The 11,654-nt window shown below is 62.8% G+C and carries 12 protein-coding genes; 5 read left to right on the top strand and 7 right to left on the bottom strand.

Annotated elements, in window-relative coordinates; all coding sequences use genetic code 11:
- The first annotated feature begins 173 nt into the window (after positions 1-173).
- Complete coding sequence (locus WIF35_RS14150) at positions 174-671, top strand: RNase H family protein (protein WP_412478864.1); 498 nt, start codon at positions 174-176, stop codon at positions 669-671.
- Here the strand turns inward: WIF35_RS14150 and WIF35_RS14145 are convergent.
- Genes WIF35_RS14145 through WIF35_RS14135 form a run of 3 tightly spaced genes read right to left on the bottom strand, consistent with a single transcriptional unit; the run spans position 668 to position 2,917 of the window.
- Positions 668-1,183 carry a glutaredoxin family protein gene (locus tag WIF35_RS14145; RefSeq protein WP_412478863.1) on the bottom strand — a complete coding sequence of 172 codons (516 nt, stop codon included), beginning with the start codon at positions 1,181-1,183 and terminating at the stop codon, positions 668-670. The two genes, WIF35_RS14150 and WIF35_RS14145, sit on opposite strands and share 4 nt — an antisense overlap.
- A 25-nt stretch (positions 1,184-1,208) precedes the next feature.
- Positions 1,209-1,988 carry a LytR/AlgR family response regulator transcription factor gene (locus WIF35_RS14140; protein ID WP_412478862.1) on the bottom strand — a complete coding sequence of 260 codons (780 nt, stop codon included), beginning with the start codon at positions 1,986-1,988 and terminating at the stop codon, positions 1,209-1,211.
- Positions 1,967-2,917 carry a sensor histidine kinase gene (locus WIF35_RS14135; RefSeq protein WP_412478861.1) on the bottom strand — a complete coding sequence of 317 codons (951 nt, stop codon included), beginning with the start codon at positions 2,915-2,917 and terminating at the stop codon, positions 1,967-1,969. The genes WIF35_RS14140 and WIF35_RS14135 overlap by 22 nt, the downstream gene beginning before the upstream one ends.
- Before the next feature lie 142 nt (positions 2,918-3,059).
- Here WIF35_RS14135 and argH point away from each other — a divergent pair, with 142 nt between their 5' ends.
- The 3 genes from argH (at position 3,060) to WIF35_RS14120 (ending at position 6,248) form a co-directional block, all read left to right on the top strand.
- Positions 3,060-4,445, top strand: a complete 1,386-nt coding sequence (argH, locus tag WIF35_RS14130; protein WP_412478860.1) for an argininosuccinate lyase — start codon at positions 3,060-3,062, stop codon at positions 4,443-4,445.
- Between the two features lie 30 nt (positions 4,446-4,475).
- Positions 4,476-5,753 (top strand): protein kinase domain-containing protein, encoded by a 1,278-nt coding sequence (locus WIF35_RS14125; protein WP_412478859.1) that lies wholly within the window; start codon positions 4,476-4,478, stop codon positions 5,751-5,753.
- A gap of 117 nt (positions 5,754-5,870) precedes the next feature.
- On the top strand, positions 5,871-6,248 hold the full coding sequence (locus WIF35_RS14120) for an OsmC family protein (protein ID WP_412478858.1): 378 nt from the start codon (positions 5,871-5,873) through the stop codon (positions 6,246-6,248).
- Between the two features lie 66 nt (positions 6,249-6,314).
- On the opposite strand, the gene grxD is transcribed toward WIF35_RS14120, so the two are convergent.
- Genes grxD through prfA form a run of 3 tightly spaced genes read right to left on the bottom strand, consistent with a single transcriptional unit; the run spans position 6,315 to position 8,547 of the window.
- On the bottom strand, positions 6,315-6,635 hold the full coding sequence (gene grxD, locus WIF35_RS14115) for a Grx4 family monothiol glutaredoxin (protein ID WP_412478857.1): 321 nt from the start codon (positions 6,633-6,635) through the stop codon (positions 6,315-6,317).
- Positions 6,636-6,649: 14 nt separating this feature from the next.
- The gene (prmC, locus tag WIF35_RS14110; RefSeq protein ID WP_412478856.1) at positions 6,650-7,462 is read right to left on the bottom strand and encodes a peptide chain release factor N(5)-glutamine methyltransferase; all 813 of its coding nucleotides are present in this window, start codon (positions 7,460-7,462) and stop codon (positions 6,650-6,652) included.
- Positions 7,463-7,464: 2 nt separating this feature from the next.
- On the bottom strand, positions 7,465-8,547 hold the full coding sequence (gene prfA, locus WIF35_RS14105) for a peptide chain release factor 1 (protein WP_412478855.1): 1,083 nt from the start codon (positions 8,545-8,547) through the stop codon (positions 7,465-7,467).
- Between the two features lie 133 nt (positions 8,548-8,680).
- On the opposite strand from prfA, the gene WIF35_RS14100 reads away from it, so the two are divergent.
- On the top strand, positions 8,681-10,315 hold the full coding sequence (locus tag WIF35_RS14100) for a diguanylate cyclase (RefSeq protein WP_412478854.1): 1,635 nt from the start codon (positions 8,681-8,683) through the stop codon (positions 10,313-10,315).
- Positions 10,316-10,321: 6 nt separating this feature from the next.
- Here the strand turns inward: WIF35_RS14100 and hemA are convergent, their stop codons facing one another.
- On the bottom strand, positions 10,322-11,572 hold the full coding sequence (gene hemA, locus WIF35_RS14095; protein WP_412478853.1) for a glutamyl-tRNA reductase: 1,251 nt from the start codon (positions 11,570-11,572) through the stop codon (positions 10,322-10,324).
- Between the last annotated feature and the right edge of the window lie 82 nt (positions 11,573-11,654).

The raw sequence follows: 11,654 nt of genomic DNA, 5'->3' as shown, positions 1-11,654 counted from the left end.
TTTGTTGCAAACCGTTACTTGAAGCCAGCGGGCCGGGGCCTTATCGTTTGTCCATGCGCTGACCAGACATCAGCCATGACGGCAAACACCTCCCCCAAACCCCTCCTGCCGTCCAGAAGGCCCTGCATCTCCCCCAATGCAGGGCCTTCGTCTTTTCCGGCGCTGCATTGACCATGCCCCGGCGCAAACGCAAACCGCCCGCTCCACTGCCGCTCTCCATTGGCCCGTTGCCGGCCAAGCTGAGCGAGCAATTCGCCGGGCAGCGCCTGGTCTTCAGCGATGCCAGCCAGCTACAGCATGGTGGATTGGCCGCGGTGCTCTTCGAACACTCCGAGGCTGCCAGCCACATCGCCACCCGCAGCGTGCCCGCCGGCCCCAGCAACGAACTCGAGCTACGCGCCGCCGTTTTCGCCCTGCGGACGGCGGCCCAGATCTTCGCCGGCGCGCCGTTCGCGCTCTTTGCGGACAACAGCGACGCCATCGAACGCCTGCAGCAAGCGCAGTGCCACGGCAGTGAGCAAGATGGCGAACTACAGGCTATGTTTCCGCACGACGACCTGAACGCCCTGCTCGCCCCGGCCTCGCTGCACTGGATCAAGGGCCACGGACGCTGCCGCGGCAATGCCCTGGCCGACGAACAGGCGCGCCTGGCGGCGCGGCAGACAAGCTAGCTCTTGAACCAGGGCGCCAATAGCTGGCGCAAGGCCCCCTCGTTATAGCCGTTGACCACCTCATCACCGACCACGATCAGGGGGACGCCATTACCACCCAGTTTGCGATGGCGAACCAGCGCCTCGGAACTCTTCTCGATGTCGTATTCCGTATAGTGGATGCCGTTGGCGGCAAACAACTCCCGCGTCATCTTGCAGTAACCACACCAGTCGGTGGCGTAGAGAACGACCTCCGGCTGCGCGGCATTGGCCTTGGCCGTTACAGCAGCCCGTTCCTGTAGCGCCGGGCGGACGAAGGCCCAAGCGGCACCGGCGAGCAACAGTACGAGCAGCAACTTGCCGAGCGGCAGTCCGCGCTTTTCTACGGCCGCCCCGCCGTATTGGCGGAAGCCCTCGGGTGCCATGGCATTGCCCACCTTGTCGTAGGCCCGTTGGCAGGCCGGGCATTGCCAATCCGGTGAGGTCTCGTCGGCCTTGCGGGCATGGTTGCAGTGGGGGCAGATACGTCCCATGAAAATCCGACTCCGTTGAGGATACTCAGGAATTCTTGACCAGCGCCTTGGCCGGCGCCCATTGCCGGCGGCTGACCGGCAGCTTTTCCGGCACGCCGCGCAACAAGGCCCAACCGTAGGCCTCGGCATCGTCGCCGGCAGCTTTCTCGAAACCGGCCAGGGCCGACTTGGCCACCAGCACCGAACGGTGCAGGCGCAGGAAGCGGTCGGCGAACTCGGTCTCCAGATGGGTCAAGGCCTCGTCGAGCAGGTATTCGCGCTCGGCCGTGCGCGCCGTGACGTATTTGAGGTCGGCCTTGAAATAGAGCACTTCACCGACCGGCACCAGCAGCAGGCGGCCGCGCTCATGGCAGGAAAGATGGGTCCGGCCGGCGCCACGCAGCTGCTGACCAAGTCCGGCCAGCAGCGCCGGATCGGGGCGCTGCTGGGCTTGCACCTTCTGCAAGGCAGCAAGCAGGCGCTGGGTGCGCACCGGCTTCAGCAGGTAATCGACAGCATTGAGGTCGAAAGCCTGCACCGCGTAGTTGTCGTAGGCCGTCGTGAAAATGACTGCCGGCGCCTTCTCCAGCAGGCCGAGATGCGAGGCCAGTTCGATGCCATCCATACCCGGCATGCGGATGTCGGCCAGCACGACATCTGCCACCGCTCCCTGGAGCAGGTCGAGCGCCTGCCGGCCGTTGCCGGCCTCGCCGACGATCTCGGTCGGCAGTTGCATGGCAATGTCGCCGAGCAGCGTGCGCAAACGTTCGCGGGCGAGCGGCTCGTCGTCAACCAGCAGGATTTTCAGCGGCGTGGGCGTTGGCATGGCAGTTTGATGCGGACTTCGTAGCGATTGTCATCCGTCCGGATATCCAGACGGGCTTCCAGATCGTAATACAGGGCGAGGCGTTCGCGGATATTGGCCAGCGCCATCTGGTTGCCGGCGGCATGTGCCGTCTGACCGGCGGTCGGGTTGGCGATCGTGATGGCCATCTCGTCGCCATTGCAGCGCACGGCCACGCCGACCGTGCCACCTTCCGGGCACGGCTCGATGCCGTGGTAAACCGCATTTTCCAGCAGCGGCTGCAGCATCAGCGGCGGAATCGGGGTCTCTAGGTCGACATCGTCCACCTGCCAGTCGATCTGCAGTCGTTCGCCCAGCCGCAGGCGTTCCAGATCGAGATACTGGCGACCGAGCGCCAGTTCGTCTTCCAGGCTGACCAGATTGGACGGATCGCGCATGGCCGCACGGAACAGGTCGGACAGCGACTCCAGGGCCTCCTCGGCCTGCTGCGGCCGAGCCCGGATCAAGGAGAGCACCGCATTCAACGAATTGAACAGGAAATGCGGACGGATGCGGGCATTCAGCGCCGCCAGGCGCGCTTCGGTCTGTGCCGGCGAAAAGGCGCGGAAGCGCAATTCGAAATAGAACAGGAAGACCGCGGCCACTGCCCCGGCCAGCAGAGCAGCCCGCCACACACTACCGAAGTCGGCAAAGGCGAGCAGGCCGACATATTGATAGAGCAGGCCGCTCAAGGCGGCGATCAGCAGCACGACCAAGGCCTGACCCAGACGCATCGGCAGCCGCCACAACAGATCGCGCAAGCCGGCCAGCAGGCCAAGACAGAGCAGCAGCCCTGGCTCGACGACGGCAGCCAGCTCGACGTAACGCGGCAGCCATTGAGCCAGATCGTTCACCTGCAACAGGGCTGCGAACAGGGCCAAGGCATTGACCCCGAGCAGGATGCGCAGCATTACCCCGAAATTACGCCAATCGGGGAGCGGGTGAGTCGCCGGAAAGTGCCGTATACTTGTCATCTTTTAAGGCCCTGAAGGCCGCTTTTTCGCCTTTTGCGCGCCAATCTGTCGCTTACTTGCCGCATTTTAGACCAGAGTCATGACTTCCAACGCCAATCAATACACTTGGGCCGGCCGTTTCTCCGAACCGGTCTCCGATCTCGTCAAACGCTATACCGCTTCCGTCGATTTCGACAAGCGCATGTGGCGGCAGGACATCCGCGGCTCGCTGGCCCACGCCAAGATGCTGGCCAAGCAAGGCATCATCAGTGCCCAGGACCTGGCCGACATCGAACGCGGCATGGCCATCGTGGCCGAGGAAATCGAGTCCGGCAAGCTGGAATGGTCGATCGATCTGGAAGACGTGCATCTGAACGTCGAGAAGCGCCTGACCGCGCTGGTCGGCGATGCCGGCAAGCGCCTGCACACCGGCCGCTCGCGTAACGACCAGGTGGCGACCGACATCCGCCTCTACCTGCGCGATGCGATCGACGACATTCAGGTGCTATTGAAGGCCTTCCGCGGTGCGCTGGTCGATTTGGCCGAAAAAGAGGCCGCCACGCCGATGCCCGGTTTCACCCACCTGCAGGTTGCGCAGCCGGTGACCTTCGGTCACCACATGCTGGCCTACTTCGAAATGTTCGGGCGTGACGCCGAGCGCTTCGCCGATGCCCGCAAGCGCACCAACCGCCTGCCGCTTGGCTCGGCTGCGCTGGCCGGCACGACCTACCCGATCGACCGCGAATTCGTTGCCAAGGAGCTCGGCTTCGAAGCCGTCTGTGAAAACTCGCTGGATGCAGTGTCCGATCGCGACTTCGCCATCGAATTCACCTCGGCCTGCGCCCTGCTGATGATGCACATCAGCCGCCTGTCGGAAGAACTGGTCATGTGGATGAGCCCGCGCGTCGGCTTCATCCAGATCGCCGACCGATTCTGCACCGGCTCGTCGATCATGCCGCAGAAAAAGAACCCGGACGTGCCGGAACTTGCCCGCGGCAAGACCGGCCGCGTCTACGGCCAGCTGATGAGCCTGCTCACGCTGATGAAGTCGCAGCCGCTGGCTTACAACAAGGACAACCAGGAAGACAAAGAGCCGCTGTTCGACGCCGTCGACACCGTCACCGACACCCTGCGCATCTTCGCCGACATGGCCGGCGGCATCACGGTCCGCGCCGACAACATGAAGGCCGCGCTGACCCAGGGCTTCGCCACCGCCACCGACCTCGCCGACTATCTGGTCAAGAAGGGCCTGCCCTTCCGCGATGCGCACGAAGCCGTCGGCCACGCCGTCAAGGCGGCCGAGCAGAAGGGCGTCGACCTGCCGCAGCTGACGCTCGATGAAATCCGCGCCTTCTGCCCGCAGGTGGAAAGCGACGTTTTCGCCGTGCTGACCGTCGAAGGCTCGCTCGCCAGCCGCAACCACATCGGCGGCACCGCGCCGGAACAGGTCAAAGCCGCCATCGCCCGCGCCCGTCAGCGCCTGTAATACCCTCAAGGCAAAGGCTGACACTCGACAATGGCCAAAAAGCTCGGCAAGTACGAGCTGATCAAGAAGCTCGGCGAAGGCGCGACCAGTACCGTATATCTCGGTCGCGACCCCTTCGCCCAGCGCGATGTCGCCATCAAGGTGGCGACGCCTGAAATTCTCGGCGACCCGGACAAGGGTCGCCTCTACTCCCACCTCTTCCTGAACGAAGCCTCACTGGTCGGCAAGCTGAACCATCCGCACATCGTGCAGATCTACGATGCCGTGGTCGCCGAAAAGCTCTGCTACATCGTGATGGAATACGTGCCCGGCCACACGCTGGAAGAACACGCCAAGCCCGGTCATCTGCTGCCGATGGACCGCGTTGTCGAGCTGATTTTCAAATGCACGCGTGCGCTCGATTTCGCCCACCGCATCGGCATCACGCATCGCGACATCAAGCCGGCCAACATCCTGATGAGCGGCGAGTCGGACATCAAGATCTCCGACTTCGGCGCCGCCATCATCGGCGGCAATGCACGTACCCAGGTGTCCGGCGTGGGATCGCCGGCCTACATGTCGCCCGAACAGGTGCAGGAAGAAAGCCTCGACCACCGCACCGACATCTATTCACTCGGCGTCGTCATGTTCCAGTTGCTGACCGGGCAACTCCCCTTCGAGGGCGACACGCACTACAAGACCATCTACCAGATCATCAACGCGCCCACGCCGCGGCCATCCAGCCTGAACCCGATGATCCCGGAGGCGCTCGACGATATCGTCGCCCGTGCCATGGCCAAGAACCGCGAGCAGCGTTACCCGACCTGGGAAGCCTTCGCCCACGACCTGGCGCAAGCGGTACGTAGCCGCCAGTTGCTGACGCCGCGTGTCGATTTCGCCGACACCGAGAAATACGCCATCCTGCGCTCGCTACCCTTCTTCGCCGACTTTTCCGACGTCGAGATCTGGGAAGTGCTGCGCTTCTCGCAGTGGCGGCACGTCCAGCCCGGCACGGTGATCATGCGCGACGGCGAACCCGGCGACTTCTTCTGCTTCCTGGCCGAAGGCGAGTTGCAGGTCAGCAAGCACGGCAAGCCGCTCAGCCGCCTGACCCAAGGCGCCTGCTTCGGCGAAATGGCCCTGCTCGGGCGCAAGCCGCTGAAGCGCAGTGCCGACGTGGCGACCGTGACCGACGCCGACATCGTCATCGTGCGCGGCGAAGCGCTGCAGAAATCCTCCGAAGCCTGTCGCATGCATTTCTACCAGGGCTTCGTCGATGTGCTGGCCAGCCGGCTGGCCGTCGCCAACCAGCGTCTGTCGAGCAACTGATCTCCATCTTTCGATGTATTGCCGGCCCGGCATTACCCGATTAATATATTAGAGTTTGTTAATTTAACATTCAAAGCCGCTCGCTTCGCCACAAGACAAAACTCAAGGAAGATCAGCATGTACAGCACCGTCGTCGACTCCACCCCGCTCATCAAGGTCAGCACCGGCAAGCATGAAGCCAGTTTCGCGCTCGACGGCAGCCTGATGAACCCGCTCGAAGGTTTCTACGCCAGCCTGGCCGCCTGTGCTGCGGTGTACACCAAAAAAGCCTGTAAACCGCTCGGCGTTTCCCCGGCCGGCATCGAAATCGCCTGCAAGCCCTTCGCCGGCCCCGGCGGCCCGCTGACCCTGGCCAAGTTCAAGACCGAAGTGCGCTTCCCGGCCGAATTCCCGGCCGAGCACAAGCAGGCCGTGCTGGACAGCATCGCCGCTTGCGCCGTCAAGGAAGTGGTGGCCGACGGTCCGAATATCGAATTCAGCGTCAGCGAAATCTGAACGCATCCCGCCCAAAACAAAAGGCCCGCCGAATTGGCGGGCCTTTTTGCTTCCTGGCGCTATGAATCAGGCGGCGACGCCTTCCAGCAACTTCTGCAGTTCGCCGGTCTGGTACATCTCCTTCATGATGTCGCAGCCGCCAATGAATTCGCCTTTGATGTAGAGCTGCGGAATGGTCGGCCAGTTGGCGTATTCCTTGACCCCTTGGCGGATTTCCTCGTCGGCCAGCACATTGACGGTCACGAAGTCGTTCACGCCGCAAACCTTCAGGATCTGCACGGCGGTGGCCGAAAAGCCGCATTGCGGGAAGCGGGCATCGCCCTTCATGTAGAGAACGACCGGGTTGGTGGTGACGGTTTCGTGGATGCGTTGCTTAACGTCGGACATGCTATCTCCAGGATTTACAGATGACCGCCCGAAACGCGGTCGATACCGGCCAGGTCGGTTTGGGTGAATGCGCCTTTGAACCCGGCGGCGCGCAATAAGTTCCGGCTGGCTTCGCCTTGGTCGTAGCCATGCTCGAAAAGCAGCCAGCCGCCAGGATTCAAATGAGCCGGCGCACCGGCGACGATGGCGCGGATGCAATCGAGGCCGTCGGCGCCGTCGGTCAGCGCCATTTGCGGCTCGAAAGGCAGACCGTTCAGGGCGAGATGTGGGTCGCCAGCCGCCACGTAGGGCGGATTCGAGACGATCAGATCGAAGCGTTGGCCGGCCAGCGGATCGAACCAGCTGCCCTCACGAAAATCGACCAGCGCCCCCAAGCGCCCGGCATTGTTGCGCGCCACGGAAATTGCCCCTTTGGACACGTCCACCGCAGCAGTGACTGCCGACGAGCATTCCAGCGCCAGCGAGATGGCGACGATGCCTGAACCGGTGCCTAGATCGACCACGCTCGGCGCAGCCAGGCCGCGCATGCGCTCCAGCGCCAGTTCGATCAGTACCTCGGTTTCCGGTCGCGGGATCAGGACTTCGGGCGACACCTGGAAGACCCGGCCGCGAAACTCCGCCTCGCCGACCAGATAGGCCAGCGGTTCACCGGCGGCGCGCCGTTCGACCCATTCAGCAAACTGCGCGGCGGCTGGTGCGATCAGCGGCATTTCCGGCCGGGCCAGCAGGTCGGTGTGCGTACAACCGCTCGCGTATTCGAGCAGCAAACGCGCATCGAGGCGGTCGATACGCTGGCGTGCTGAGTTGTACGCCTCACCCAGGGTCATTTTCAGTTCTGCTCGGCGAGTTCGGCCAGCAGTTCGGCCTGATGCTCGGCGGCCAGGGCATCGAGCAACTCATCCATGTCGCCGTCCATGATCGCGGCGATCTTGTACAACGTGAGGTTGATGCGGTGGTCGGTCACCCGGCCCTGCGGGAAGTTGTAAGTGCGGATGCGCTCGGAGCGGTCGCCCGAGCCGATCAGGCTCTTGCGCGTGCTGGCGATGGCGCTCTGCTGGGCGCGTACCTGCACGTCCTTGATACGCGCCGCCAACACTTTCATCGCTGAGGCCTTGTTGGCATGCTGCGAACGACCATCCTGGCATTCGGCGACGATGCCGGTCGGAAGGTGCGTGATGCGCACCGCCGAATCGGTCTTGTTGATGTGCTGGCCACCGGCGCCGGAAGCACGGAAGGTGTCGATGCGCAGGTCGGCCGGATTGAGGTTCACATCCTCGACCTCGTCAGCCTCGGGCATGATCGCCACGGTACAGGCCGAGGTGTGGATGCGCCCTTGAGTTTCGGTTTCCGGCACGCGCTGCACGCGATGGCCACCGGACTCGAACTTCAGCCGCGAATAGGCCCCAAAACCGGCGATGCGGCAGATCACTTCGCGGTAGCCGCCCAGTTCCGATTCGCTGGCCGACATGACCTCGACTTGCCAGCGCTGACGCTCGGCATAACGGGTGTACATGCGCAGCAGGTCGCCGGCAAACAAGGCCGATTCGTCGCCACCGGTGCCGGCGCGAATTTCCAGCAGCACGTTGCGCTCGTCGTTGGGGTCCTTGGGCAGAAGTAGTTTCTGCAATTCCAGTTCGAACTCCGGCAAGCGCGCCTTGGCGGCTGCCATCTCTTCTTCCGCGAACTCGCGCATGTCCGGATCGGCCAGCATGGCTTCGGCCTCGGCCAGGTCGTTTTCGGCCTGGCGGAAGGCGTTGAACTGTATGGTCACCGGCTCGATTTCGGCCCGTTCGCGCGTCAGCTTACGGAACTGCTCCATGTCGCCGGCCGCATCGGGCGCGGACAACATGCGGTCGATCTCATCGAGGCGATCGACCAGCAACTCGAGTTTTTGGCGGATGCTCGATTTCATTTTTCAGGGCCAGCCGGGGTCTTATGGAGAAGGGGCGTAATGGTACCCGAGAACACCAATCATCGGCGATGGGCGGTCATTGTCACGGGACATTGAAAGCACCATAATCTTGCATTCATTTTTGGCAATCGTCATGGCTACCGTCTCGCATTCCCTGATCGCGCTGGCAGAAACACTGGAGCTGCGCTGGCAAAGCTATCGTGCCAGCGGTGATTTCGACCATTTTGTCGAATTCACATTGTCGCTGAACGGCCTGACCGAACGGCTCGGGCAGCAGAACCTGCCCGGCATGGCCGTCGCCAGCCAAGAGTTGGAGAACCGCGCACTCGCGCTGCTCAACGAAAGCTCCACTCACCCGGTGACTGGCGAATTGGCCGACGCCATCAGTCAGCAGTTGGGTGTCATTCTTGATTTGTTGCGGCGCCACGAAACCCCGGCCGTCGCCGCCAAACGGGCAAGCGATGCGGACGAGGACAGCAAGGGCCACTGGATACGCCAACGCAACGTATTGATCGTCTCTCGCCCTGCCCATCCGTGGAGCGAGGCCCTAGTCGAGCAATTGTCCTTCTACGGCTTCAAGGCCCACCCCATCTCCTGGGAAGAGACGCCAAGCATCGAAGACAGTCCGCTTGCCGTCGTCTGCATTCCGGACCACGAAGACCGTATCTATCCGCACAGCGCACTGGAAACCATCAAGCGCCTTAAAGCGCGTTACCTCACCAGTTACTTCTATTGCCTTTCGGTCCCCTCCTCACTCGAAGCCATCGTCGGTCTGCAACGAGCCGGTGCCAATGTCTGCATTCCTGCCGAGTTCAAGCTGAGCGACATCCTGTCGCGCATCCTCGATCTGGTCGAAAGCCGCGAGCAGGAGACGCATCGCGTCCTCGTCGTCGAAGACTCAAAAACTGCCGTCGCGCACATTCAGCGCGCCCTGAATCTGCACGGCATTGAGAGTCGCGCCATCCACACCCCGCTCGACCTGATGCAAGCCATCGCCGACTACCGGCCGCATGCCATCCTGATGGACATGCACATGCCCTTCTGCACCGGCGTCGAAGTCACCCGCGCCTTGCGCCAGATTCCCGAGTTCCAGACCTTGCCGGTCATCTACCTGTCGAGCGAAACCGATATCGCGCATCAGGTCGAAGCCTTGCGTCTGGGTGGCGACCAGTTCCTGACCAAGCCGGCCAACCCGATCGTGCTGGCAGCCGTGGTCAAGACCAAGATTGAGCGCTATCGCGAAATGCAGCGCTCGGGCCGCCACGACAGCCTGACCGGCCTGCTCAACCACTCGTCCTCCAAGGAGCAGTTGGAGCAGATGGTGCGCCGCGCCCTGCCGACAGGAAAACTGACCGTGGCCATGATCGACATCGACCGCTTCAAGTCGATTAACGACAATTACGGTCACCCGGTCGGCGATCAGGTCATCCGCAGCCTGGCCTGGTTGCTGCGCGGCCGACTGCGCAATACCGACCTGATCGGTCGTTATGGTGGCGAGGAGTTCATCGTTGCATTGAATGGCACCGATAGCGATCAGGCCCTTCGGCTGCTAAACAGAATACGCAACGATTTCTCGGAGTTGCCGCACGCCCATGCACGCGGCTCGCTACGCGCCAGCTTCAGTTGCGGTATTGCCTCCGTGCCTGCACATGTCACAGGCAGCACCTTGATTGAAGCCGCCGATACCGCCCTGCTGCAAGCCAAACGCGAGGGGCGCAACCGCATCATCGTTGCCCCGATGACGCAGGACTTCCCGCTTATAGCCTGAGAAAAATCAATCCTGGGAGTGCAGGTGGAAGAGGCGGGCCGCCGCGGTCTGGAGTTCGCTGCGCTCACCACCTTCGGCGGCATTCAGCGCCTGCGTAGGCGCATGCAGGAACTTGTTGGTCAAACGCTGCGACAGCTGCTCCAACACCTTCTCCGGCGCCTCGCCCTTGGCCAGCAACTTCAAGGCGTGCTCCATCTCGTGGCGACGCATGCGCTCGGCGCTGTCCCGCAGTGACCGAATGACCGGCACGGTCTCCCGCGACTGCAGCCAGGTCAGGAAATCCTGAACGCGATTGCCGATAATCTGCTCGGCCTCGACCACCGCCGCCTGACGCGACTCCAAGCCACTTTCCACGACCTGTGCCAGATCGTCGACGGTATAGAGGAAAACGTCGTCCAGTTCGCCGACCTCTTCCTCGATATCGCGCGGCACAGCCAGGTCGACCATGAAGATGGGACGATGCCTGCGCACCTTGACCGCGCGCTCGACCATGCCCAGGCCGATGATCGGTAGCGGGCTGGCGGTGCAGGAAACGACGATGTCGTGCTGCGGGAGGTACTCACCCAACTCGTCGAGACGGATGGCCGTACCGCCGTATTGCTCGGCCAGGGCGCGACCGCGCTCGATGGTGCGGTTGGCGATGGTGACCTGCTTCGGCTTCTGGGCGCAGAAATGCGCGGCGCACAATTCGATCATCTCGCCGGCACCGATAAACAGGATGCGCTGGTCGGCAATCGATTCGAAAATCCGTTCGGCCAGATGCACGCCAGCGGCTGCCATCGAGACGATATTGGCGCCGATGGCCGTTGTCGAGCGGACTTCCTTGGCCACCGAGAAGGAGCGCTGAAAGAGCTTGTGCAGTTGCGTGCCGAGCGTTCCCGACTCTTCAGCGGCGCGGATGGCGTCCTTCATCTGGCCGAGAATCTGCGGCTCGCCGATGACCATCGAATCCAGTCCGCTGGCCACGCGGAAGGCATGACGCACTGCTTCCGGTTGCGGGTGGGCATAGACGTAGGGTGCGATCTCGGCGCGCGGAATCCCGTGATAGTGCGCCAGCCAGTCGATCACCGCATCCGGCGTTTCGGCGGCGCAATAAATCTCGGTGCGGTTGCACGTAGACAGGATGGCAGCTTCCTTGACCGTCTGGCTATGCACCAGATCGGCCAGCGCATGCTGCAATTTGTCGGCGCCAAACGCCACACGCTCACGGATCGCAAGCGGCGCGGAATGATGGTTGATGCCGAGGGTAAATATCACCGGAATGGGCAGATGCGCACAAAATGGGGGCCGATTATAGCACTGGCCACCCCCTGCCCCGATTGAGCCAGATCGGAAAAAT

Source organism: Azonexus sp. IMCC34839 (assembly GCF_047047955.1).
Taxonomy (GTDB): Bacteria; Pseudomonadota; Gammaproteobacteria; order Burkholderiales; family Rhodocyclaceae; genus Azonexus.
Note: the sequence above shows the minus strand (reverse complement) of the source record. Positions and strands in the feature narration are given on the sequence as shown.